A 23,444-nucleotide genomic window follows, 5' to 3' on the forward strand; every position below is an offset into this window, starting at 1 on the left:
CTGACTCGTACTGTACGTCTATAGCAGCCGCGACCGGATGCCGCAAAGGCAACCCCCTTGTTTTGCCCTGCGGGTTGAGGCAAACCAAGCAGATAAGCTGCGGCCCGAGAACCGGAATCGCTTTTCGGAAAGCGCGATGCGTCGATTCGAAGAGTTAGAGTTTCCTTTTTGCGTCTTGAGAACGCACGGCGCTCTAGGCAATTGTGGAGTTCAGGAATGCGATCCGAAACGATGGCGAAGGGTCATGCCTCTGTCGAGCAACGGGTGGAAACAGCTTTGCATCGGCAGGAGAACAATCGCAGACTTCTGCGAATTTGGCTGCGCGTTGTGCTGTTCACGCTATTCTGTCTAGTGCTGGTGGGGGGCGCAACCCGCCTGACAGAGTCTGGCTTGTCGATCACGGAATGGAAGCCTATTCACGGTGCAATCCCACCCCTATCGGTCGCGGAGTGGGAAGAAGAATTTCAGCTCTACAAGCGTATTCCGCAATATCAGGAAATCAATCGTGGCATGTCGCTGGATGAGTTCAAGACGATCTTCTGGTGGGAATGGGCACATCGTCTTCTTGCGCGCACCATCGGGCTGATCTTCGCCCTGCCGCTCGCCTATTTCTGGCTCACGGGCCGGATCGAGAAGCGGTTGCGCCTGCCATTGCTGGGACTTCTGGCACTTGGCGGCTTCCAGGGTTTCGTTGGCTGGTGGATGGTTTCCTCAGGCCTCGTCAACCGCACGGATGTATCGCAATACCGTCTTGCAACGCATTTGACGATTGCCTGCCTGATTTTCGCGGGCTGCATGTGGATATTGCGGGGGCTGTCGCGCCATTCAGCGGATGCATCGAATGAGCGCACGGGCAGGGGGTTTGCAGCGCTGCTTGCGGTCCTCTGTCTCTTTCAGATCTATCTCGGTGCGCTGGTGGCAGGTCTTAATGCCGGCCTTTCCTACAATACGTGGCCGCTGATGGATGGCTCCATTGTTCCAGGAGATCTTTTCATCCAGCAGCCCTGGTGGATCAATCTGTTCGAAAACCCGAAGACTGTACAGTTCGTTCATCGCCTCGGCGCATACACCCTGTTCGCCGCAACGCTCTGGCACATGGTGAGCCTCTGCCGCGCTTTGCCAGGCACACCGCACGCGCGACGCTCTGTGCTGTTTTTCCTGCTCGTCTGCGTTCAGGCGGCGCTCGGAATCACCACGCTACTTACCCATGTGGATATTCATGTTGCGCTGGCGCATCAGGCCATGGCGCTTATCGTACTCGCTTTTGCAATTGCGCATTGGCGCGGCTTTATCGGAGAATATCCTGCAGCCGTTGCTGCAGAGGTCGGGCGCTGAAGTTTGGCAAAAGGTCTCGGGCGACCGTCAGGAAGGCAAGTCGCTCGCGTGCATTAACGCTATCGTCTAAGGCGCCGCCGTCCTCAAGAGACCAGCAGACGGACAGTCCTGCATGTGCGATGGCGTAGCGAAGGATCTTCTCTCTCGTGCAGTTCAGCGTATCCGCGAAAATGGTGCAGAGTGTCGTTATCCGGTATGGATCGATGATGTCCGGCAGGGCGTTGAGCGGGTTTCCGAAGATATTTGCCACATCATAGGCTGGGTCGCCAAGCAAACCTTGCGGATCGATGGCCAGCCAGCCGCGATTGCCGCCACTCACGATATTATCGTGATGCAGATCGCCATGAAGGGGCTTTATGTCTTTTTGGTTCGCCAAAAGTTGACGGGCAATCTCCGCGCAATACCCCAAGGGCTCACGAAGTTGCTCATCTGTCTCTGTTTCGGCGCGGGAGAGCAGAGAGCGGAAATGCCGCTCAAGCGGTGTCAAACCCACAACTTCTGCCCGCCCTGACCCGTGGAGCGTTTGCAGAACGCTAACGATGACGACGTTCGCGGCTTCTTCGCCATAGTGGAGGCGATGAGCGCGAAGCGTCAGATCGCCTGCGTCTTCGAGCAGGCACGCTGTTCCGCTTCCTTGCAAAAGGCGTGCGGCACCTTGTCCATTGCGCCATTTCAGAAATGTCATGCCGGGGAGTTCGCCAAGCCCACGCGGCTTTAGGCGCTTCAATATGGCCGACGAGCCATCCGCCAGGGTGGCGCGGTGAACGATGCTGCTTTCAGTGTCCGCAATCAAAGAAGCGGTGGAAATGCTCCACCGCCCTGCGATCTCTTCCGGGATATCTAAGGAGACGAACTCCGCACTCATGCCGAGAGCATCAGTTCCATGTTTTGCACTGCCGCGCCCGACGCACCCTTGCCGAGATTATCCAGAACCGCGACGAGATTGATGTGTTCGGACGTGCCAAAGACATAGAGCTTCATCGTATCCTGATTGACCAGTTCTTCGGCGTCGATGCGCGTCATCAACCGGCTTTCTTCAAGTGGCACGACCTCCACGATATGCTGACCGGCATAGTGCGCGGTGAGCGCGGAGTGCACGGTTTCGACGCTCGAGCCTTCATTCAGATCGGTCGTAAACAGCGGAACCTGAACGATCATGCCTTGTGGAAAACGACCGACGGATGGCGAGAAAAGCGGCGCGCGGTCGAGAAGACCATGGTTCTTCATTTCCGGTACGTGCTTGTGCTTCAACGTCAGCCCGTAGGCGAAATTGTTGGCGCTGATCGCGTCGTCACGGCTCTGATCTTCCATCTGTGCGATCATCTGCTTGCCGCCGCCCGTGTAACCGGAGACGGCGTTGATACTCACAGGATAGCCATCCCGCAAGATCCCCGCTGCGCGCAAGGGACGAATGAGGCCGATGGCGCCGGTGGGATAGCAGCCAGGATTGGCAACGAAGCGGGCAGACCGCACCTTCTCAGCCTGATGCTTGTCCATTTCGGCAAAGCCATACGCCCAGTCAGGATGGATACGGAAGGCCGTCGAGGTATCGATGATCCGGACCTTGTTGTTTCCGGAAACCATGGAAACAGCCTCCCTGGATGCATCGTCCGGCAGGCAGAGGATCGAGATGTCGGCGCTGTTCAGCATGTCCTCGCGCATCGATGCGTTGCGGCGCTCGGCCTCGGGAATGGACAGCAGTTCGATATCGCGACGATCGGCCAGACGCGTGCGTATTTGCAAGCCCGTGGTGCCGTGTTCGCCATCGATGAAGATCTTCGCTGCCATGTCTTTTACCTTGTATTTTCAATATATTATGGGCTTTTTCAGACTCGATTTGTAAGCGAGTGAAGCGCTTTCAATCGGATTTCGCCAGTCGCTCAGCACGCAGCCCTAGCATATACATCGCAACCGTTGCCCCGGCAATGGCAGTCACATCGGCATGGTCGTAGGCGGGCGCCACTTCGACGACATCCGACCCCCGAATGTCGAGTTGCCCAAGCCCGCGCAGGATGGAGAGGATTTTTGCACTCGATGGTCCACCTGCGACCGGGGTTCCGGTGCCGGGCGCGAAGGCCGGGTCCAGGCAGTCGATATCGAATGTGAGGTAGGCCGGCAGCCCGCCCACATGCTTGACGACCAGTGAAGCAATTTCACTGGAGCGCATCTCCTCGACCTCGTAGCCGAAGAGAATTTTTATGCCGCAATCTTCAGGCGCATGGGTGCGGATGCCGATCTGGATGGAGCGATTCGGATCGATCAGTCCATCGCGAACGGCGCGTACGACGAAAGAGCCATGATCGATGCGCTTGCCATCGTCGAACCATGTATCCTGATGCGCGTCGAACTGTACGAGCGCCAGCGGACCATGTTTTGCGACATGCGCTTTCAGGAGCGGCCATGTAATGAAATGATCGCCTCCAAGCGTCAGCAGATATTCGCTGTTGGCAAGAATCTTGCGCGCTTCGCGTTCGATCGTTTCAGGCGTCTGCCAATGATCGCCGTAGTCCAGGAGGCAATCGCCATAGTCGACCGTTGGCATGTTTTCGAAAAGATCGCGGGCAAACGGGTATTGCGGATCATTGTCGAAGATTGCCGATGCACGACGGATTGCTTGCGGCCCGAAACGTGCGCCCGGCCGGTTGGAAGTCGCAGCGTCAAAAGGAATGCCCCACACCACGGTGGAAGCGCCTTCGAGATTTTTGCTGTAGCGGCGTCGCATGAAGGACAGCGCGCCCGCATGAGTGGGATCGGTGGCTGCCGACGTCAGAGAGGACGAGGTGAAGGCGTGATCGATGCTTTTTGCGGACATTGCTCACTCCTTCAGTCGAACTTTTACGGCTTTTCAATATCGCATTAAGCTGTTCGCGATAAGATACGCTCATGGTAAACACGTCGTAAATAAAGCATGTGTATCGTGGTTAGCCTCTTCGTCATGCTCGCAACAGTCTGATCGAACGCATTTCCAGCAGAGCCACGCTTTTGGCGGAACACGGTGTGGTGCTCCAAGCTGCGTTACAGCCCAAACTGGCAGCAGCGTCGTCCATTCTCAAGGTCTCAGCTTAAGCAACGTTACATGTGGTTTTTATGACTTATCGACCCGAAATTGACGGTCTGCGTGCCTTGGGATTGCTGGCCGTCATTTTTGCCCATGCGGGGTTCGCAGTATTTGACGGCGGATATATCGGTGTCGATATCTTCCTGGTCATCAGCGGTTACTTGATCACCGGCGTCATATTGCGTGAATATGCTGAAGGGCGCTTTTCGGTAGGCCGTTTTTATGCGCGACGTGTACGCCGCATTCTCCCAGCGCTTTTTTTCGTCCTCCTATGCACGATCCCTTTTGCATGGATATGGATGCTGCCCGATGCCTATGAGCGGTTTTCCAAGAGCCTGATCGCATCGACGCTTTCTCTGTCAAATGTCTATTTCATGAAAAGTACGGGCTACTTTTCTCCTGAGACGACGGAAATACCGTTACTCCACACATGGAGCCTCGGTTTGGAAGAGCAGTTCTATTTGCTTTTCCCGCTGCTGTTTCTTTTGCGCCTCAAAATCAAAACGATCTTTTCCGTCGTGCTTGGCGTTGCTGTCGCCAGCCTGTTGCTCAGTGAAGTCGGCGCGCGATACTTCCCGCTTGCCAATTACTATCTGTTGCCGACCCGCGTTTGGGAAATTCTCCTCGGTTCGCTATGCGCGTTCTGGGTGTTCGGAAAGGAGAGGGCAGCGAACGACGTCTTCGCCGGGGCAGGACTGCTGGTCGTACTGGCGTCGATCCTATTGTTCGATTCATCGGTTGATGTTCCGTCGATCATCGCTTTGCTTCCTACAGGCGGCACTGCGCTCATCCTTATATTCTCCTCGCGGACCTGCATCGTCGGCCGTCTGCTCTCCATGTCACCACTTGTAAGGCTCGGTCGGATCAGTTTCAGCGCCTACCTCTGGCATCAACCCGTCTTCGCGTTCTGGCGCATCAGGAGCCCGGAGCTGCCGTCGACAATGGTTATGTGCGCCCTGATCGCTCTGATTCTTCTGCTTTCGGCCTTGAGCTGGTATCTCGTCGAACAGCCTTTTCGTGGCCAGCGAGTCCGGTTCGCGCGGTTGGGGTGGACAGCGTCCATGCTTGCCGCAGGGCTTGTGGGTTTCGGCGCATGGGGAGATCTGAAGGAGGGACTGCCGTTCAGGCTTCCCAAAAATATCACGCAGTTCGTCGAACGCACGACTTGGAACGAGAACTGTCTTTTTCAGCGGGAAGATGGCCTTCCACCCCTGCCCAGCATGGAGTGCATGTTCAATATCGGCAGCGGCCGTACGATCGCGGTCTGGGGCGATTCCATTGCTTCTTCGATTTCCCCGGCTCTGGTTGAGGAGTTCAAGCACCGGAACATCGGCATGGTGCAACTGACTCATGGGTATTGCGCTCCGATCCTCGGGGTCTGGACGGCAAGAGACAAGGGAGCTGCCAATTGCGAGGAATTCAATCGGCGTGCCATGGATTATCTCGCAGCCAGTAACGTCGAAACGGTTATCCTAGCGGCATCCTGGGTCAGCTTTCTCAATTCACCCTACCTACAAGTCGATAAAGAGGACTATTCCGACGCAGATGTTCCCCTCAGCGCTGTGTCGGATAATTTCCGCGAGACAGTTCAGAGGCTTGAGGCGACCGGAAAACAGGTTCTCGTGGTTTATCCGGGTCCGCGCTTCGATAAACCCTTGGCAGATGTGATGGCTTCAAGCATGCTGAGGGGAGATCCAGCCCCCAGCTTCATAATTTCGAGATCTGATTTCGAGGCAAACACTGCCCGCGCTTACGGCGTTTTGAATGCCGCCTTGCCTGCGGAGGTGACGAAGATACTGCCCGAGCAGATATTTTGCGATCCTGCATCGATCGCTGGCTGCTCCTTTGGCATGGATGGCGTCGCTTACATCGCCGACAGAGGGCACTATACAAGGGCAGGGGCGGAGCGGATTGCGGCTGCAGTCGCGGACGATCTTTTCGGCGCCGATGGAATAACGGGCTCGATACCGCTGCCGCTAAACTAAAACGCTGCAACCCCGTAGGCGCACACAGGATGGCGCCTTTTACGCTTCGAAACGTGATCTACAAGATCGTGCCGATTGTCAGGCTATGCTGTAAGAGGTCATCCAACCGCAAAATGCAGCAAGACCTGCAAAAGAAAAAGGCGGAGCCGAAGCGCCGCCTTTTTGATTTTCGTGTATTCCAGAAGCGATTAGCGCTTGGAGAACTGGAAGCTGCGGCGAGCCTTGGCCTTACCGTACTTCTTACGTTCAACAACGCGGCTATCGCGGGTCAGGAAGCCACCCTTCTTCAGAACAGAGCGCAGGCCCGGTTCGAAGTAGGTGAGAGCCTTGGACAAGCCGTGGCGAACCGCACCGGCCTGACCGGAGAGACCACCACCTGCAACGGTCGCAACGATGTCGAACTGACCCGTGCGCGCTGCTGCAACGATCGGCTGCTGCAGGATCATCTGCAGAACCGGACGTGCGAAGTAGGCGGTGAAATCACGGCCGTTGATGATGATCTTGCCGGAACCAGCCTTGACCCATACGCGGGCAACGGCGTTCTTGCGCTTGCCGGTCGCATAGGAGCGACCGAGAGTGTCAACCTTGCGGACGTGTACGGGAGCCGAAGCTTCCGATGCCGGGGCGAGGTCTTTCAGGGAGGAAAGATCGGCCATTATCAGGCGCTCCTTACGTTCTTCTTGTTCAGCGATGCAACGTCGAGAGCGACTGGCTGCTGTGCTTCGTGCGGGTGGTTCGAACCAGCGTAAACGCGGAGGTTCTTCATCTGGCGACGACCGAGAGGACCACGCGGGATCATGCGCTCGACAGCCTTTTCAACGACGCGCTCCGGGAAGCGGCCTTCGATGATCTGGCGAGCCGTACGCTCCTTGATGCCACCCGGGTAACCGGTGTGCCAGTAGTACTTCTTGTCGGAATACTTCTTGCCGGTGAAGACAACCTTTTCCGCGTTGATGATGATGACATTGTCGCCGTCATCCACGTGGGGGGTGTAGGTTGCCTTGTGCTTGCCGCGCAGGCGGGTAGCAACGAGTGTGGCGAGACGACCAACAACGAGGCCTTCGGCGTCGATGATGACCCACTTCTTCTCCACCTCAGCGGGCTTCTGAACGAAAGTAGACATTCTTTTCACTTTCTTTTGGACCCGTCATCCTGCTGTTGCCAGGCGAGATGCGGGCGTTTCTTGTTGCTTGATTTGGCCGCATTTGCGCGTGCCGGAAGACATGTATTCCATGAGAATTCAGTCTGGCGCGCTTATAGGCGGTCAGCTGATAACCGTCAACAGGTGCAAAAAAGCTGACTTCAAAAATAGTTATTAAAAATCAGTTAGTTATAGGTGTGGTTTTATGATACCACACAAAATAGTGGCAATTTCAGCCGAGCCTCATGATCAGAACGCCAGATGCGATGACACCGCCGGCGACATAGCGCCAGACGCTGGCCTTTTCTTTCAGAAGGAAAACCGAAATCACGATGGCAAAAAGGATGGATGTTTCGCGCAATGCTGCCACCACGGCCACCGGGGCCTTTGTCATAGCCCAGAGTGCAAGGCCGTAGGACAAAATAGAGCCGCCGCCTCCGGCAAGACCGCGCCACCAATTGCGTCTCACATGCTGCATGACAGGCAGATAGCCACGTTGATAAAAGGCATATGAGAACAGGAGGAGGGGCGGCAGCAGGGACATCCACAGCGTGTAGGATATGGCATTGCCGGATCGGCGCGCGCCCACGCCATCGACAAATGTGTAACCAGCGATCACCACTGCATTTGCCAGTGCCAGCAGGATCGCCTTGCGGCCTCCACGTCGCGCTTCGAAGGCGAGCGTCAGAATTCCAGCGGAAATGACGGCAATCCCTGTAAAGGCTGGAGTACTAAGCCGCTCATCAAGAAACAGACTGCTACTGGCGGCCACGATCAGCGGCGCGACGCCGCGCATGACCGGATAGACGAGACCAATATCGCCAACGGTGTAGGCGGCTGCCACAAGTCGAAAATAGGCGAACTGTAGAAATGCCGAGGCAACCAGAAACGGAACGGCGACAAATCCAGGCAGGGGTAGAAAAGGCAGAAAGGGAACGCAGCAGATCGCCGCGCCTGCCGCAATCAAAGATGCATCAAGCGCCTTGTCGGAACCCGATTTCACGAGAGCGTTCCATGACGCATGCAGAAGCGCGCCAAGAAGGACTAGCAGCAGGACATCAAGCGACAAGGGCGACTCACGGAGCGTCTGAATGAAAGTGGAACTTTAGAGCATGACGCACAAAAGTGTTGGACGTTTTTACGGTGACTGCCTGCCTATCTTTATGTGCATACGCTGCGAGGCCGGATGATCATGCATTGTTTTTGATCGGCTGGCTCTGCGGCCAATATCCAACCTCAACACACAACCTATACAGGTGTAAGCGGCGTAATCGGGTGATGCCTTTGGAACTTTTTTCGCCTAATTAAGATTTTTACGTATCTCAAACGTTTCAGAATGGGATTTGTTATGGGAAAAACATAAATTACTAATGTAACTATAAGTAGCTGCTAAAATGCCTGTGAACGAAATTGGAACAAATGTGGTACGATTGGGCATTCCGATGGCTGCCGAATTAAAAGGCAACGTGTGATGCAAATTTGCGCAACGTTTTTGCTGGCAGAGAATCCATAAAGTGAGCCACCCTCCTGAGGGGTATGGCCTCATGGTGTAAGATAGGAGACTAGCATGATGGATCACGAACACTACGCTGACGAAGACATTCGCCGGATTTTGATGGACGTCGAGACGATCGCGCTTGTCGGCGCTTCGCCCAATTCGGCGAGGCCTAGTTACGGGGTTATGTCGTTCCTTCTGTCAAAAGGCTACACGGTCTTACCGGTCAACCCGGGACAGGAGGGCAAGGAAATCCTTGGGCAGAAAGTTTACGCCAAGCTTGCCGACATCCCAGTGCCGGTGGATATGGTCGACGTCTTCCGTGCTTCGGAGTATCTCTCTGGCGTTGTGGAGGAGGTGATCCACATGTCGCCCCGGCCCAAGGTTCTTTGGGCGCAATTGGGCGTGAAGGACCACGACGCCGCGGCCAAGGGCGAGCATTACGGTTTGGAAGTGATTATGGATCGGTGCCCTGCCATTGAGTATCCTCGTCTCACTATTGCGCGATAGTTAGGACAAGCGGCTCTTATCATTCGTGCTTGACGCGATATGATCCCTTCGTGCTTGTTTAAAAAAGACAGCTGGAGGGACACCATGTCAGATCATACGCCAGGCTTTTCCACCCTTGCCATTCATGCCGGGGCGCAGCCGGACCCGACCACCGGCGCGCGCGCCACTCCTATCTATCAAACGACTGCCTATGCGTTTCGCGATTCCGACCACGCCGCAGCCCTTTTCGGGCTGAAGGAGTTTGGAAACATCTATACCCGCATTATGAACCCCACCCAGGCGGTGCTCGAAGAGCGTGTCGCCGCGCTCGAAGGCGGTACCGCTGCCCTTGCGGTGGCCTCCGGCCACGCGGCGCAATTGCTTGTCTTTCACACGCTCTTACAATCCGGTGACAATTTCATTGCCGCACGCCAACTCTATGGCGGCTCGATCAATCAGTTCGGGCATTCCTTCCAGAACTTCGGCTGGCAAGTGCGCTGGGCGGATGCCGCCGATCCGGTGAATTTTGAAAGTCAGATCGACGAGCGGACAAAGGCAATCTTTATCGAAAGTCTTGCCAATCCGGGCGGCACATTCGTCGATATCGCGGCTATTGCCGAGGTGGCGCACAGGCATGGCCTGCCGCTGATCGTCGACAATACCATGGCGAGCCCCTATCTCATTCGGCCGATCGAACACGGTGCCGATATCGTCGTTCATTCACTGACAAAATTCCTCGGCGGCCATGGTAACTCCATGGGCGGCATCATCGTCGATGGCGGGACGTTCGACTGGTCCGCATCCGACAAATTTCCCGCCCTATCGCAGCCGCGTCCAGAATATTCGGGAGTCGTTCTGCATCAGACCTTCGGTAACTTTGCCTTTGCCATTGCCACCCGCGTTCTTGGCCTACGCGATCTAGGCCCGTCGATTTCGCCGTTCAATGCCTTCCTAATTCTCACCGGCATCGAAACGCTGCCGCTGCGCGTGCAGCGCCATTCGGACAATGCTCTGGCCGTGGCGCAATGGCTGAAAGCACATCCGAAGATTGGCTGGGTGCATTATGCGGGATTGGGCGATAGCGACAACCATGCTCTGCAACAACGCTATTCGCCGAAGGGCGCAGGCTCCGTATTCACTTTCGGTGTAAAGGGCGGCTACCAGGCGGGTAAATCCTTGGTGGAGGGATTGCAGCTCTTTTCGCATCTTGCCAATATCGGTGACACCCGCTCTCTGGTCATCCACCCTGCATCCACCACGCATGCTCAACTGACGCCCGAGCAACAGGTTGCTGCGGGCGCTGGTCCAGATGTCGTGCGCCTCTCTATCGGCATCGAGGATGTGAAGGACATCATCGCCGATCTGGAACAGTCGCTGGCCAAAATCTGACGGCCATCAATCCCGATAGCAAAGATCTTAAAGGACAAGATTGCTCATGGCCTTCACACTCGATTTCAAGCCGAACGGCGATCTTTCCACGCTCCAGCCGGAGGAGGGCGCCCCAGCGCCCGACCGGCTGATTGGGGGCAACCCGAAATTCACCAGCTGGAATCTGGAGGAGGCCGAAGGCGGCATTTACGCCGGCATCTGGCAATCCACTCCCGGCAAGTGGCGAGTGGAATATGACGAGTGGGAGTACTTCAATATTTTGGAGGGCCACTCCATTCTGACCGAGGATGGTGGACACGCCATTCACCTCAGAACGGGCGACCGCCAAATCATCCGCCCAGGCTTCAAGGGAACATGGGAAGTGGTGGAGACAACCCGAAAGGATTACGTAGTCCGGCTTTAAACGGCCAAGTAGTCAGAAGGCGAAGCGCGGGTGCTTTTAATCAAAGTGTATCAGAACGAAGGTTTTGGTACACTTTCTTCGTCTTTACCTGCGCATAGCCCGAAGCTTCAAGGAACAGACCTGATCACCAAACTAAATCAAGCCTTTCAAGCCCGTGGAAGTGATAGACGTCCTTCACCGTAGGCTGGCTCGCAAGCTTCAGATGCGGCAGGCGTTGAAAGAGAAGTGGCAGAACGATATTCAGTTCCAGCCGCGCCAGTGGAGCGCCGATGCAGAAATGGATGCCTGCGCCGAAGGAGAGGTTTGGAGCCTCGGTTCGGTCAGGTTTGAAAGTCAGGGGATCGCTGAATTTCTGCGGATCGAGATTGGCGGCAGCGAGGATCAGGCTAACCTTGTCGCCTCGCTCGAACCGAACGCCATCGATTTCCACCGGCTCCAGAGCCCAACGCTGGAAGATATGGACCGGCGCGCCAATGCGAAGAGTTTCTTCAACGGTCCGCTCCGTCGTCTTTTCGTCGCTGAACAGCGAATGAGTGTCGAGGCCGCTTTCGAGGATAACGCGCACCGAATTACCGATCTGGTGCACTGTCGCCTCATGCCCGGCGTTCAGGAGCACGATGGTGGTGGAAACCAGCTCTTCGTCGGTCAGAAACTGGCCCTTATGCTCCGTATGGATCATATGGCTGAGCAGATCGTCCTTCGGCTCGGCGCGGCGTTCGGCAATGACACTGCGCACGTAATCAGCGAACTCCTTGGCGGCGTGGTCGGCAGCCACTTCGTCCTCAAGGCTGCGCTTGAACATATACATCCCGACATAGGCATGCGACCATTTGAGCAACTGTGGCCCCATCTCTTCCGGAATGCCGATCATCCTGGCAATCATCGTCACGGGAATGATGTCGGCGAAGGAGGAGAGCAGTTCCGTCTGCCCGTCCTTCGCAAAGCGGTCGATCAAACCATGCGCCAGAGCCTCAATTTCCGGCTTCATCTTCTCCACATGGCGGGACACGAAGGCGCGATTGACGAGTGTACGAAGACGGGTGTGTTCTGGAGGCTCGATCTCGAGCAGCGAATGGCGCTCAGCGGCATCGAAGTGGCGGGTATGATCAAGCGGTGCAGGTAATCCCAGCTCTTCGCGTGTGGCGATGTGCAGGATCTGACGCCCGAAGCGGCGATCGCGCAAAAGCGCATTGACGTGATCATAGCCGGTAAAGAACCACTGCTTCTGCTCCTCCCAGTAGAAGGTCGGACAGTGTGCGTGCAAGCGCGCGTAAGTCGCGTTCGGATTGCCATAGAACGCCGGGTTGCGGGCGTCGAGCGATACGGTGCGTTCCTGAGGATCGATGCGGAGAAAATCGGGCATGGTGTTCATGCCCGACATCTATCGGAAACCTGTCTTCGTTGAAAGGGATTTGAGAGGCCAGAAGCGGGTCAATGACTGCCGATTGCTGCAATACGATTGAGCGCAGCCACCTGCCGGTCCGCATTGTTGTCATGCGGGTTCTCGCCCCGGTCCTCGGCCGGAAGCACGACGTTGGCCAGGCCATCGTTGAAGACGGTCCTGTTACGGCCCGCGGACTTTGCAGCATAAAGAGCGCGATCGGACATCTTCAGCATCAAATCAAGATCTGCCTCAGACACCGGCATCGAATGAACACCGATACTGACGGTCGAGTGAAAGCTCTCGTCGCTGGCGTCGGTGGAAAGACGCGAGAAATACATGCGAACGCCATCAACGATGCGCAACGCTGCGGTGATGTCATCATGCGGCAAAAGATAAGCGAACTCTTCTCCGCCCATACGCACAAATGTCCCTTTGCCGCCAATGATACGATTGACGAGATCGCAGAACTGCACCAGCACCTCGTCGCCGCACTGGTGGCCGTGGCGGTCGTTGATCTTCTTGAAATGATCTATATCGAATAGCGCGATCATGAGTTGCGAAGAACGATGTTCCGGTGCTTTTTTCACCGCCGGAAATGCTTCCATCAGGCCGCGCCGATTGAGGACACCTGTCAGATGGTCCGTGACGGCCAGCCGATGCAACCGTCTTTCGTTGTCTTCCATGAACATCTTCACGGCGATCATCATCAACACGACGAAGCTGAAAGCTGCGGAATAAGCGACTGGGGCCGTCAAAGGCAGCGTCTGGCCGCTGAGCGCATTGAAAGGAATGATGAGCGCGGCGGTCAGGCCGCCCGAAAGCGCATGCAATACCAGAGCGACAGCAAAGACTTTTCGCGTGATGGTTATCGGCTGCTTAGAGGTCATCACGACGCCGGCGATCGTGATGTAGCCGATCCCGGCGCAGAAGTGATAGACGAGCACGCGTGCCAGCATGTTCTCACGCACTGCGGGCAGGAGCATGACGGCGAGCCAGAGCAGCGCCGGGATCGCAATCCACCCCTCAATCTTGCGTCGTTCCAGGCGTAACATGCCTGCCAGCCAAAAACCGAAAGCCGAAAGCGCAAGGAGGTTTCCGATCACGATTGTCACGAAATCCGAAAGTTGCCCCCTCTGGGCCACCAGGGCAGAGCCCAGGCCCACCGCCGCAAAGCCGCATGAGAAGAATAGATGGTGCTTCTTCGAAGGCGCATGCAGCCAGAGCATGGCCAGAAGTGCGGCAAGGGTCGATGTTTGCAGCGACCAGACTAGCATGCCTGTTTGGGCTTGAAACACTGGGCAATCCTATGTGAATTTTCACGAGCATTCGGGTGAAAGACGGCTTCACCTGCGCTGCCCAACGTCTTGTTTATCCGCATTTCAATGGGTGGTGTCGCCAGACACTCTTACTAGAAACGCGAAGGGCATCATCCCACCTGCTCATTAACGTTCCTAACCGACTCCGGGCAAGTGATGCGACTTCAACGTGTATTCCGAAGATATCTTAATTTCAACGCGAAATACTGTTCAGCCATTTATTCCTTACGTAACGTAAAGAATTTGTCACACTGCAGCTCCTTAACCGCTTGTTGACCAGTCTCGGACTCAAGCGTTGATGACATGATCTGACGACCGTTGGCAGGCTGGCGTCGGTGCGGTTTCATCTCTAAGTCGTTCGAAGAATTGTCCAGCCTATTAAGGATATCCGCGGCCTCAGTCTTGAAGTGCTGACCAAGGACACTCTATGTAATGAGATGAAGAAAAGTGATTCCGGGCGCGCGGAGCTTCCGGGCTAGAATTGGATAAAGGACGGACATGACAAATCCAGTTGATACCGCCATGGCTCTGGTGCCGATGGTCGTGGAGCAAACCAATCGCGGTGAGCGCTCCTATGACATCTACTCCCGTCTTCTCAAAGAGCGCATCATCTTCCTGACAGGTCCCGTCGAAGATCACATGGCGTCGCTCGTTTGCGCTCAGCTTCTGTTCCTCGAGGCCGAGAACCCGAAGAAGGAAATCGCTCTTTATATCAACTCCCCCGGCGGCGTCGTAACCGCCGGCATGGCGATCTACGATACGATGCAATTCATTCGCCCTGCTGTCTCCACGCTCTGCGTCGGCCAAGCGGCCTCCATGGGCTCGTTGCTTTTGGCTGCTGGCGAAAAAGGCATGCGCTTCGCGACACCGAACGCCCGTATCATGGTTCACCAGCCGTCCGGCGGCTTCCAAGGTCAGGCATCCGATATCGAGCGCCACGCTCGCGATATCATCAAGATGAAGCGTCGCCTTAATGAAGTTTACGTGAAGCATACGGGCCGTACGCTGGAAGACGTTGAAAAGACGCTCGACCGTGACCACTTCATGGATGCCGAAGAAGCGAAGGATTGGGGCGTGATCGACAAGATCCTCACCTCTCGCCAGGAAATTGAAGGCGTTACCGCAAATTGATGTTGGCGTGAGTGTCTGCCGGTTTATGGTGGCGGATTGAATTCTGGGCTTTAAACCGGCAAATAAAGCGCTAATAGTACATATTAAGGCTATGTTGAATTTTTATGACGTAGTCTGAACCAAGCTCTTCCGTAGGCCGTAATGCTGTGAGGGAGAGCAGCGAAGATATACCGGAGCATTGCTGTTCCGGGGTTTTAAGGGGAATTCGTTGCCGCCGTTCGTCAGTTCATGTATCTGATACGGCTAGTACCCCGGGAACGAAGCGGATGCGAAGGCCGAAGACGGCGTCGCATTTGCAGGCGGTAAGTTGACCGCGATCCGCTTTGCGGACCTGCGGCGTGCTGGAAGGAAAGAGATATGAGCAAAGTCAGCGGCAGCAACGGCGGCGACTCGAAAAATACACTCTATTGTTCATTCTGCGGCAAGAGCCAGCACGAAGTCCGGAAACTGATTGCCGGGCCGACCGTGTTCATCTGCGATGAATGCGTCGAATTGTGCATGGACATCATCCGCGAGGAGAACAAGAGCTCGATGGTGAAGTCGCGTGAGGGTGTTCCCACCCCGCAGGACATCATCAAGATCCTCGACGAATACGTCATCGGCCAGAAGCAGGCGAAGAAAATCCTCTCTGTGGCCGTTCACAATCACTACAAGCGCCTCGCGCACGCCTCCAAGAACGGCGATGTCGAACTGGCGAAATCGAACATTATGCTCGTTGGCCCGACGGGTTGCGGCAAGACCTATCTTGCCCAGACGCTGGCGCGCATCATCGATGTTCCCTTCACCATGGCGGACGCGACGACGTTGACCGAAGCCGGTTATGTCGGTGAAGACGTCGAAAACATCATTCTGAAGCTGCTCCAAGCTGCCGATTACAACGTCGAGCGCGCCCAGCGCGGTATCGTCTACATCGACGAAGTGGACAAGATTTCCCGCAAGTCGGACAATCCTTCCATCACCCGCGATGTATCGGGCGAGGGCGTGCAGCAAGCGCTTCTGAAGATCATGGAAGGCACGGTCGCATCCGTTCCACCGCAGGGCGGACGCAAGCATCCGCAGCAAGAATTCCTGCAGGTGGATACGACCAACATTCTCTTCATCTGCGGCGGTGCCTTTGCCGGTCTCGACAAGATCATCTCTGCCCGTGGCGAAAAGACCTCGATCGGCTTTGGCGCAACGGTCAAAGCCGAAGACGATCGCCGCGTTGGCGAAGTGCTGCGTGAACTTGAGCCGGAAGATCTGGTGAAGTTCGGTCTCATTCCGGAATTCATCGGTCGTCTGCCGGTGCTGGCAACGCTGGAAGATCTCGACGAGGATGCGCTGATCCAGATCCTGTCCGAGCCGAAGAACGCCTTGGTCAAGCAGTATCAGCGTCTGTTCGAGATGGAAGATGTCGAGCTGACCTTCCATGAAGACGCATTGCGCGAAATCGCTCGTAAGGCGATCACTCGCAAGACTGGCGCGCGCGGTCTGCGTTCCATCATGGAAAAGATCCTGCTCGATACAATGTTCGACCTTCCGACGTTGGAAGGTGTTCGAGAAGTGGTCATTTCGGATGAAGTTGTCAGCGGCATTGCGCGCCCGCTCTACATCTATGCCGATCGTCAGGACGAAAAGGCGAATGTTTCGGCCTAATCGTCAAGCCGGACCCATTTGGAATTAAGAAGGCTCGCCATTGGCGGGCCTTTTTCTGCGTTGAGGTCTGCCGTGAAGATATCGGCAGGTTTTCCTCAGTCTGTAAGACGCAACGCGAATTGCGGCTGGGGCAGGGATGCTGGAGGGGCTCGGCACTTCGTGCTTGATGAAGCGCAAATAACCGACCTATCTCCCGATTTTAAATTTGAAGAAAATTACGCTTTGCTGATAAGATGTTACGAGTCATTTTGTCTGATGGTGAATGTTCTCGCGAACATCGTGCATCAAACCCGCGCTCAACGGGCCAGTGAGATGCGGGCTGTATAAGCGTTTTGGAGCCCGCGCGTTTGTTAAGCGCAACTTGTCCAAACATTGTAAGCGGGCTGTTGGTTCCCGTGACTTGAAAATGACGGTGCGAAACGCCACTTTCAGTCACGAATAAGAATATGCCGGAAACTTCCCAAGACGTCCGGCAAGCGTCCCTAATTGGGACCATGGAAAGGAAATGATATGATGAACATCACGTCTGCTGCATCTGGCGGTACCTATCCCGTACTCCCTCTGCGCGACATTGTCGTTTTCCCGCATATGATCGTTCCACTCTTCGTCGGACGCGAAAAGTCTATCCGTGCGCTCGAGGAAGTCATGGGCTCCGACAGGCAGATCATGCTTGTGACCCAGATCAACGCCAGCGACGATGATCCCGATCCATCGGCCATTCATAAGGTCGGCACAGTGGCGAACGTTCTGCAGTTGCTGAAGCTGCCCGACGGCACCGTCAAGGTTCTGGTCGAGGGCAAGGGCCGCGCCAAGATCGACGAATACACTGGCCGAGAAGACTTCTACGAAGCGACGGCATCAATCCTGAGCGAACCGGACGAAGATCCTGTCGAAATCGAAGCTCTGTCGCGCTCTGTGGTGTCCGAATTCGAGAGCTACGTAAAGCTCAACAAGAAGATTTCCCCGGAAGTCGTTGGTGCTGCTGGACAAATTGACGATTACTCGAAACTCGCAGATACGGTCGCATCGCATCTCTCCATCAAGATTACCGAAAAGCAGGAAATGCTTGAGACGGTAAGCGTGAAGCAGCGTCTGGAAAAGGCTCTCGGCTTCATGGAAGGCGAGATTTCCGTTCTGCAGGTGGAGAAGCGTATCCGCTCGCGCGTCAAGCGCCAGATGGAAAAGACCCAGCGCGAATATTACCTCAACGAGCAGATGAAGGCGATCCAGAAGGAGCTCGGCGACGGCGAAGACGGCCGTGACGAGATGGCTGAACTGGAAGAGCGCATCGCCAAGACCAAGCTCTCCAAGGAGGCCAAGGAAAAGGCTGAGGCGGAGATGAAAAAGCTGCGCCAGATGAGCCCGATGTCGGCGGAAGCCACCGTAGTGCGAAACTATCTGGATTGGCTGCTTGGTCTGCCATGGGGTAAGAAGTCCAAGGTCAAGGTCGATTTGAACGCTGCCGAGCAGGTTCTGGATCTCGATCACTTCGGTCTCGATAAGGTCAAGGAACGCATCGTCGAATATCTGGCCGTGCAGGCCCGCGCGACGAAGATCCGCGGCCCGATCCTGTGCCTTGTTGGCCCTCCAGGCGTTGGTAAGACCTCGCTTGCAAAGTCCATCGCCAAGGCAACCGGCCGCGAATATGTTCGCATGGCGCTCGGTGGCGTTCGTGACGAAGCTGAGATCCGCGGTCACCGTAGGACCTATATCGGCTCCATGCCGGGCAAGATCGTCCAGTCGATGAAGAAGGCCAAGAAGGCAAACCCGCTCTTCCTGCTCGACGAAATCGACAAGATGGGCATGGATTTCCGTGGCGATCCGTCGTCGGCGCTGCTCGAGGTGCTGGATCCGGAACAGAACTCCACGTTCATGGACCACTACCTGGAAGTGGAATACGACCTGTCAGACGTCATGTTCGTGACGACCGCCAACACGCTCAATATTCCTGGCCCGCTGATGGACCGTATGGAAGTGATCCGTATTGCCGGTTACACGGAAGACGAAAAGCGCGAAATCGCCAAGCGGCACCTGCTGCCCAAGGCAATCAAGGAACATGCCCTGCGTCCGGAAGAATTTTCCGTGACGGATGGCGCCCTGATGGCCGTAATCCAGCAGTACACCCGCGAAGCCGGTGTTCGTAACTTCGAGCGTGAGCTGATGAAGCTTGCCCGCAAGGCCGTCACCGAAATCATCAAGGGCAAGACCAAGTCGGTCGAGGTCACGGCAGACAACATCCACGACTATCTGGGTGTGCCGCGCTTCCGCCATGGCGAGGCAGAGCGTGAGGATCAGGTTGGCGTGGTAACGGGTCTGGCCTGGACCGAGGTGGGTGGCGAGTTGCTCACCATCGAAGGCGTGATGATGCCGGGCAAGGGTCGTATGACCGTGACCGGTAACTTGAAGGAAGTGATGAAGGAATCCATCTCGGCGGCGGCATCCTATGTCCGTTCGCGTGCGGTCGATTTCGGCATCGAGCCTCCACGCTTCGACAAGAGCGACATCCACGTTCACGTGCCGGAAGGCGCAACGCCGAAGGACGGTCCGTCCGCAGGTGTCGCCATGGCAACGGCCATCGTCTCCATCATGACGGGTATTCCCGTCTCGAAGGATGTGGCGATGACCGGTGAGATCACGCTTCGTGGCCGTGTCCTGCCGATTGGTGGGTTGAAGGAAAAGCTGCTTGCAGCGCTTCGCGGCGGCATCAAGAAGGTGCTGATCCCGGAAGAGAACGCCAAGGATCTGGCGGACATCCCGGACAACGTGAAGAACGGTATGGAGATCATTCCGGTATCGCGCATGGGTGAGGTTCTGGAGCATGCTCTGACCCGCAAACCTGAGCCGATCGAGTGGGATGGAAGTATTGAGACGCCGGTCATTGCGACCGTTGAAGGTGTCGAGGACGGCAGCCAGACCATCGCGCATTAAGATTTCGAGCGATCTATGGTGCTAAATTAGCACAGAACTTCTTGAAGGCCGGCAGAAATGCCGGCCTTTTTTGTGAAAAGATTACGAGACCTCTTGTTTTTCAGGCGATTCCGTCGCTTTTGGGTGGCGGTGCGCGAATAGAACTCTATTCTGCGCGGACCTGATTTTGAGTCGTTTCATACCACTGAAAGGGATGGAAACATGAACAAGAACGAGCTCGTTTCCGCAGTTGCCGAGAAGGCTGGCCTGTCCAAGGCTGACGCCGCTTCTGCCGTTGACGCCGTATTTGAAACTGTACAGAACGAACTGAAGGCTGGTGGCGACATTCGTCTTGCTGGCTTTGGTAGCTTCAGCGTCAGCCACCGCAAGGCAACCAAGGGCCGCAACCCGGCGACCCGCGAGGAAGTCGATATTCCGGCTCGCAACGTTCCTAAGTTCTCTGCAGGCAAGGGCCTGAAGGACGCGGTCAACAGCTGATCCGTCCAGACTTCGTGATTCAACGAAGGCGATTTTTATTTCGATGTTTTGCAAGCCCGGCCTTAGCGCCGGGCTTTCTTTTGCGCCGGCTTGCGCTGCGTGCAGTCCTGTCATACTTCTCTTTCGCCGGTTTTTCCGGCGTTCGTTCTCAGGGCGGGGTGAAATTCCCCACCGGCGGTAATGGGGAAGCCTCAAGCCCGCGAGCGCCTGTTCTCCTTGAGAGGGCAGGGTCAGCAGATCCGGTGCAATTCCGGAGCCGACGGTCATAGTCCGGATGAAAGAGAATGAGGTCAGGCATCTGCCCCGCAGTGCGAAAGCACATTCGGGAGCGGTTGCGCGTTTTATCGTGTCCTTCGCGATGCGGTTCTCGTCGTCCTCATCTGTCCTGATTTATGTTGGTCCTTTTTGATAAGGAAGCATGGCATGAATCAGAGCTCCGTTTCGCTCTTGCGCTCCCGGGCCGTTCTCGGCGCCGGTTTCATGGTTCTGGCGGGTATCGCCTTTGCCGCTATCAACATCATCACCCAAGAGCTTGCGATGACGCTCGGCTTCCCGCCGGCGTCGACAGCCTTTTGGCAATATGGCTTTGCTCTTGTCCTCTCACTGCCTTTACTGATCCGGTTGGGGCTGAGTGCTATGAGGACGGCTTATCCCTTTCGCCATATCATCCGGGTGCTGCTTGCCGCCCTCGGCGTTCAGGCCTGGGTGATGGGGCTTGTTACCGTGCCAATATGGCAAGCGATCGCGCTGGTTATGACGTCGCCTTTTTTCAGCATCATTGGGGCGCGCCTCTTTCTCGGGGAAACGGTCGGTCGCGACCGATGGCTGGCAACCCTTGCCGGTTTTATCGGGGCGATGATTATTCTGCAGCCTTGGTCTGACAGCTTCACCATGTCCGCGCTGCTACCGGTTCTTTCGGCACTCCTATGGGGCGGATCGTCGCTTATCATGAAGAACCTGACCCATCACGAAGCGCCTGAAACCGTGACGGTCTGGCTGCTCGTTTTGTTAACGCCGATCAATGCAGGGCTCGCCGCAGCATCCGGCTTCGCGCTTCCACACGGGCTCAGTCTCTGGCTGCTGCTTGCGGCTGGCTTGCTGACTGCCTTGGGACAATATTTGCTTACGCTGGCTTACAACGCCGCCGATGCTGCCTATGTCCAGCCGTTCGACGACCTGAAGCTGCCACTTAACGTCTTTGCGGGTTGGCTTGTCTTTGGCTACGCGCCAAGCGGCTATCTCTGGCTGGGAGCTTTTCTTATTCTCTGCGCCTCGCTCTTCCTTATGTTGCGCGAGGCAAGCAAGGAAACACCGGCGGCGTCTTGATGGCAAATTAACGGAAGCCGGTCGCAACGCGTCCGGCAACCTCAGCAAACGCCCGCATGTCACGGCACGCAGGCGTCGAAAGCATTTATTTTCGCCTGTATGAGAGGCAACGGACAGGATTAAGAATCGCAGTTGATGGACGTGGATAACCCAAAACAGCGAACGACTTCGAAAATGAGAGGGACTGAATGTTCGCTATCGGACGGGTGAGCACTGTGTTCGGCAACGCGTTCTTTTCTGAATGAAGAGGAAGAGCTTACGTCTCTAACGCTGCTTGTCCTGATTCTCCGAATCGTACTGAACCCATCGAAAGAAGAAGTAGATAGGAAGCGCAATAAGCGCCAAAGTGACGAGGGTGTGTGCTGACATGGTTCATCCCATTACTACGTGTCCTCATCATGAGGACGACGAGATACTTATGAGCTGAAACATCTTTATAATTCTTGAATCGATCTACAGGCGAAGCGACCGATTCTGGCACAATTGTATAAGCCAATTGAAGTAGTTTGCATCAATACCACTTTCCATACGGCGGCTTGCTACAATCGAGCACATAGCGATAGTCACACTCACTAACGGCGTTCAAAAGCATCAACCCGATAACAAAGCGGGGACAATGAATATTTGAATGGAAGGGTAAGATGGTGGGCGATGAGAGACTCGAACTCCCGACATCCTCGGTGTAAACGAGGCGCTCTACCAACTGAGCTAATCGCCCTTCGCGTTCTGCGGATCGTGTCCGCCGCGTCGGTGGCCGTGATCTATTCGGATCGAGCGGAAACCGCAAGAGCCTTTGTGAAGTTTTTTTGTTTTTTTCTGAATTTTCGTTGCACATCGGCACTCAAGGACGTCATCTGTCCGCATCATAGACTAACCTTTGCAGAGACTTAAGACCAGGTTGAGTTACTCCTCAAGCGTCACCCTCCCACAGATGGCGCAGGCAATGTCCTCCAGATCGCTCGGACGAACACGTCGGTGCCAGTGCCAAAATGTTGATGTCTCTTAATCGCAGTGATGCTGAGTGACCGGTGGGAAATGGATGCCTGCGTGTTCGAGAGGGCAGGGCAGGCCATTACCCGTCTGTAGCCGGCGCCTTATGAAAAAGAATCATGGCAGCCTTCAAAAGAAAATGCCGGGCTGTGGAAAAGACGTGGCTGAGGCATCCGTCCCACTTTTGGCGGATCGCCCCAAAAATCAGGCGTTTGGGAGTCCACGCCTACAGCAAAATGCATAAGCTTATTCTTTTGTCGTGAAACCTGCTTGACACCCCCACACGAACCCCTTAGTTAGCCGCTCAACGAACAGCCGAGGCGGTTCGTGCAGCGGGGTGAAAGCCTCCTGTCAGGAGATGCGGGTGTAGCTCAGTCGGTTAGAGTGCCGGCCTGTCACGCCGGAGGTCGCGGGTTCGAGCCCCGTCGCCCGCGCCATTTAAATCAATGACTTAGCCAGTGTGGCGGGGTCGCCATTACACTTTTGTAGCTGGGTTCATTACATTTTTCGTCCCGGTTTGTTCTTTCTGAGCTTCGCTCGGCCTTCGCGACGGTTGGCATCGACGTCGCGGACGGTGGCGATGTTGACCGGGTTGTAAGTCTGCTGAAGTCGGGTCGAAGCGGCCAGCGTATTGGCCATCTTGGTCGAGATTGCTTGGGCACTTGCACCACCCGCCGTTGCCTCCACCGTGCCGGATCTGCGCATGTCTGCGAGTTGCCTCGTTTCGTCTGGGCCGAACTCGGCAGCGCGGACGACACGGAAATCGAAACCGAGCTTGTTCTTCGAGTAGGGGTTGGCTGGTGCGGTTTGCCGCCCTTTGCAGTCGTGCCACTACCCTTAGGGTCCAGACTCACAACCAGTAGCTGACGGTCGCTGCGATGCAGACGGCTGCGAGGAAGTTGCCGGCGTTTCGGTCGTATCGGGTTGCGACGCGGCGGAAGTCCTTGAGGCGGCAGAACATG

The 23,444-nt window shown here is 55.8% G+C and carries 19 protein-coding genes, 2 tRNA genes, 1 pseudogene and 1 riboswitch; of the genes and pseudogenes, 11 read left to right on the forward strand and 11 right to left on the reverse strand.

Translation table 11 applies throughout. From position 1 onward, the window contains the following. Positions 1-216: 216 nt before the first annotated feature. Positions 217-1,335: a COX15/CtaA family protein gene (locus QZ862_RS16535; RefSeq protein WP_296100993.1), complete on the forward strand. Its 1,119-nt coding sequence runs from the start codon at positions 217-219 to the stop codon at positions 1,333-1,335. On the opposite strand, the gene QZ862_RS16540 is transcribed toward QZ862_RS16535, so the two are convergent. From QZ862_RS16540 to speB, 3 genes are all read right to left on the reverse strand, one after another. Further along, entirely contained in the window at positions 1,289-2,200 is a 912-nt protein-coding gene (locus tag QZ862_RS16540) for an aminoglycoside phosphotransferase family protein (RefSeq protein WP_296100995.1), read from the reverse strand. The genes QZ862_RS16535 and QZ862_RS16540 overlap by 47 nt on opposite strands. Next, on the reverse strand, positions 2,197-3,123 hold the full coding sequence (argC, locus tag QZ862_RS16545; RefSeq protein WP_296100996.1) for an N-acetyl-gamma-glutamyl-phosphate reductase: 927 nt from the start codon (positions 3,121-3,123) through the stop codon (positions 2,197-2,199). Before argC ends, QZ862_RS16540 begins: the two co-directional genes overlap by 4 nt. A gap of 70 nt (positions 3,124-3,193) precedes the next feature. After that, complete coding sequence (gene speB, locus QZ862_RS16550) at positions 3,194-4,147, reverse strand: agmatinase (protein ID WP_296100998.1); 954 nt, start codon at positions 4,145-4,147, stop codon at positions 3,194-3,196. 275 nt (positions 4,148-4,422) lie between these two features. Here speB and QZ862_RS16555 point away from each other — a divergent pair, with 275 nt between their 5' ends. Beyond that, the gene (locus QZ862_RS16555) at positions 4,423-6,378 is read left to right on the forward strand and encodes an acyltransferase family protein (RefSeq protein WP_296100999.1); all 1,956 of its coding nucleotides are present in this window, start codon (positions 4,423-4,425) and stop codon (positions 6,376-6,378) included. A 188-nt stretch (positions 6,379-6,566) separates the two neighbouring features. On the opposite strand, the gene rpsI is transcribed toward QZ862_RS16555, so the two are convergent. The 3 genes from rpsI to QZ862_RS16570 all read right to left on the reverse strand — a co-directional run bounded on the left by rpsI (position 6,567) and on the right by QZ862_RS16570 (position 8,588). Then, on the reverse strand, positions 6,567-7,034 hold the full coding sequence (gene rpsI, locus QZ862_RS16560) for a 30S ribosomal protein S9 (protein ID WP_296020842.1): 468 nt from the start codon (positions 7,032-7,034) through the stop codon (positions 6,567-6,569). A gap of 2 nt (positions 7,035-7,036) precedes the next feature. After that, positions 7,037-7,501, reverse strand: coding sequence for a 50S ribosomal protein L13 (gene rplM, locus QZ862_RS16565; protein WP_062425555.1), 465 nt, complete (start codon positions 7,499-7,501; stop codon positions 7,037-7,039). Between the two features lie 250 nt (positions 7,502-7,751). Further along, complete coding sequence (locus tag QZ862_RS16570; RefSeq protein WP_296101001.1) at positions 7,752-8,588, reverse strand: DMT family transporter; 837 nt, start codon at positions 8,586-8,588, stop codon at positions 7,752-7,754. Positions 8,589-9,089: 501 nt separating this feature from the next. Here QZ862_RS16570 and QZ862_RS16575 point away from each other — a divergent pair. The 3 genes from QZ862_RS16575 to QZ862_RS16585 all read left to right on the forward strand — a co-directional run bounded on the left by QZ862_RS16575 (position 9,090) and on the right by QZ862_RS16585 (position 11,295). Further along, complete coding sequence (locus QZ862_RS16575) at positions 9,090-9,524, forward strand: CoA-binding protein (protein WP_296101040.1); 435 nt, start codon at positions 9,090-9,092, stop codon at positions 9,522-9,524. Between the two features lie 84 nt (positions 9,525-9,608). After that, positions 9,609-10,892: an O-acetylhomoserine aminocarboxypropyltransferase gene (locus QZ862_RS16580; RefSeq protein ID WP_296020846.1), complete on the forward strand. Its 1,284-nt coding sequence runs from the start codon at positions 9,609-9,611 to the stop codon at positions 10,890-10,892. 46 nt (positions 10,893-10,938) lie between these two features. After that, complete coding sequence (locus QZ862_RS16585; RefSeq protein ID WP_296101002.1) at positions 10,939-11,295, forward strand: cupin domain-containing protein; 357 nt, start codon at positions 10,939-10,941, stop codon at positions 11,293-11,295. 124 nt (positions 11,296-11,419) lie between these two features. Here QZ862_RS16585 and QZ862_RS16590 read toward each other — a convergent pair whose 3' ends face one another. Both QZ862_RS16590 and QZ862_RS16595 read right to left on the reverse strand, forming a co-directional pair. Beyond that, complete coding sequence (locus QZ862_RS16590; protein ID WP_296101003.1) at positions 11,420-12,667, reverse strand: cytochrome P450; 1,248 nt, start codon at positions 12,665-12,667, stop codon at positions 11,420-11,422. A 59-nt stretch (positions 12,668-12,726) separates the two neighbouring features. Continuing rightward, positions 12,727-13,974, reverse strand: coding sequence for a GGDEF domain-containing protein (locus QZ862_RS16595; RefSeq protein WP_296101005.1), 1,248 nt, complete (start codon positions 13,972-13,974; stop codon positions 12,727-12,729). Positions 13,975-14,493: 519 nt separating this feature from the next. Between QZ862_RS16595 and clpP the strand changes: the two genes are divergently transcribed. From clpP to QZ862_RS16620, 5 genes are all read left to right on the forward strand, one after another. After that, positions 14,494-15,126 (forward strand): ATP-dependent Clp endopeptidase proteolytic subunit ClpP, encoded by a 633-nt coding sequence (gene clpP, locus QZ862_RS16600; protein WP_296038185.1) that lies wholly within the window; start codon positions 14,494-14,496, stop codon positions 15,124-15,126. A gap of 357 nt (positions 15,127-15,483) precedes the next feature. Then, a complete protein-coding gene (gene clpX, locus QZ862_RS16605) occupies positions 15,484-16,761 on the forward strand; it encodes an ATP-dependent Clp protease ATP-binding subunit ClpX (RefSeq protein ID WP_296020859.1) in 1,278 nt (425 codons plus the stop codon). A 510-nt stretch (positions 16,762-17,271) separates the two neighbouring features. Continuing rightward, positions 17,272-19,689 carry an endopeptidase La gene (lon, locus tag QZ862_RS16610; protein WP_296101007.1) on the forward strand — a complete coding sequence of 806 codons (2,418 nt, stop codon included), beginning with the start codon at positions 17,272-17,274 and terminating at the stop codon, positions 19,687-19,689. 201 nt (positions 19,690-19,890) lie between these two features. Beyond that, complete coding sequence (gene hupB / locus QZ862_RS16615) at positions 19,891-20,166, forward strand: DNA-binding protein HupB (RefSeq protein ID WP_062425544.1); 276 nt, start codon at positions 19,891-19,893, stop codon at positions 20,164-20,166. 140 nt (positions 20,167-20,306) lie between these two features. Continuing rightward, positions 20,307-20,456, forward strand: a riboswitch (FMN riboswitch). A 133-nt stretch (positions 20,457-20,589) separates the two neighbouring features. After that, positions 20,590-21,492, forward strand: coding sequence for a DMT family transporter (locus QZ862_RS16620; protein WP_296101009.1), 903 nt, complete (start codon positions 20,590-20,592; stop codon positions 21,490-21,492). Between the two features lie 642 nt (positions 21,493-22,134). Here the strand turns inward: QZ862_RS16620 and QZ862_RS16625 are convergent. Further along, a tRNA-Val gene (locus tag QZ862_RS16625) sits at positions 22,135-22,210 on the reverse strand. Positions 22,211-22,842: 632 nt separating this feature from the next. On the opposite strand from QZ862_RS16625, the gene QZ862_RS16630 reads away from it, so the two are divergent. Continuing rightward, a tRNA-Asp gene (locus QZ862_RS16630) sits at positions 22,843-22,919 on the forward strand. A 61-nt stretch (positions 22,920-22,980) separates the two neighbouring features. On the opposite strand, the gene QZ862_RS16635 is transcribed toward QZ862_RS16630, so the two are convergent. Beyond that, positions 22,981-23,187 carry a hypothetical protein gene (locus QZ862_RS16635; RefSeq protein WP_296101010.1) on the reverse strand — a complete coding sequence of 69 codons (207 nt, stop codon included), beginning with the start codon at positions 23,185-23,187 and terminating at the stop codon, positions 22,981-22,983. A gap of 145 nt (positions 23,188-23,332) precedes the next feature. Then, positions 23,333-23,444 (reverse strand): annotated as a pseudogene (locus QZ862_RS16640) (IS5/IS1182 family transposase); the annotation flags it as partial.

The organism is uncultured Agrobacterium sp. (genome assembly GCA_913777615.1).
GTDB lineage: Bacteria > Pseudomonadota > Alphaproteobacteria > Rhizobiales > Rhizobiaceae > Agrobacterium.

What these genes read in the sequence shown, in the direction of transcription:
- QZ862_RS16535 (WP_296100993.1), top strand. Translation starts at nt 217, where the DNA reads ATGCGATCCGAAACGATGGCGAAGGGTCATGCCTCTGTCGAGCAACGG.
- QZ862_RS16540 (WP_296100995.1), bottom strand. Translation starts at nt 2,200, where the DNA reads ATGAGTGCGGAGTTCGTCTCCTTAGATATCCCGGAAGAGATCGCAGGG.
- argC (WP_296100996.1), bottom strand. Translation starts at nt 3,123, where the DNA reads ATGGCAGCGAAGATCTTCATCGATGGCGAACACGGCACCACGGGCTTG.
- speB (WP_296100998.1), bottom strand. Translation starts at nt 4,147, where the DNA reads ATGTCCGCAAAAAGCATCGATCACGCCTTCACCTCGTCCTCTCTGACG.
- QZ862_RS16555 (WP_296100999.1), top strand. Translation starts at nt 4,423, where the DNA reads ATGACTTATCGACCCGAAATTGACGGTCTGCGTGCCTTGGGATTGCTG.
- rpsI (WP_296020842.1), bottom strand. Translation starts at nt 7,034, where the DNA reads ATGGCCGATCTTTCCTCCCTGAAAGACCTCGCCCCGGCATCGGAAGCT.
- rplM (WP_062425555.1), bottom strand. Translation starts at nt 7,501, where the DNA reads ATGTCTACTTTCGTTCAGAAGCCCGCTGAGGTGGAGAAGAAGTGGGTC.
- QZ862_RS16575 (WP_296101040.1), top strand. Translation starts at nt 9,090, where the DNA reads ATGGATCACGAACACTACGCTGACGAAGACATTCGCCGGATTTTGATG.
- QZ862_RS16580 (WP_296020846.1), top strand. Translation starts at nt 9,609, where the DNA reads ATGTCAGATCATACGCCAGGCTTTTCCACCCTTGCCATTCATGCCGGG.
- QZ862_RS16585 (WP_296101002.1), top strand. Translation starts at nt 10,939, where the DNA reads ATGGCCTTCACACTCGATTTCAAGCCGAACGGCGATCTTTCCACGCTC.
- QZ862_RS16590 (WP_296101003.1), bottom strand. Translation starts at nt 12,667, where the DNA reads ATGAACACCATGCCCGATTTTCTCCGCATCGATCCTCAGGAACGCACC.
- clpP (WP_296038185.1), top strand. Translation starts at nt 14,494, where the DNA reads ATGACAAATCCAGTTGATACCGCCATGGCTCTGGTGCCGATGGTCGTG.
- clpX (WP_296020859.1), top strand. Translation starts at nt 15,484, where the DNA reads ATGAGCAAAGTCAGCGGCAGCAACGGCGGCGACTCGAAAAATACACTC.
- lon (WP_296101007.1), top strand. Translation starts at nt 17,272, where the DNA reads ATGATGAACATCACGTCTGCTGCATCTGGCGGTACCTATCCCGTACTC.
- hupB (WP_062425544.1), top strand. Translation starts at nt 19,891, where the DNA reads ATGAACAAGAACGAGCTCGTTTCCGCAGTTGCCGAGAAGGCTGGCCTG.
- QZ862_RS16620 (WP_296101009.1), top strand. Translation starts at nt 20,590, where the DNA reads ATGAATCAGAGCTCCGTTTCGCTCTTGCGCTCCCGGGCCGTTCTCGGC.
- QZ862_RS16635 (WP_296101010.1), bottom strand. Translation starts at nt 23,187, where the DNA reads ATGCGCAGATCCGGCACGGTGGAGGCAACGGCGGGTGGTGCAAGTGCC.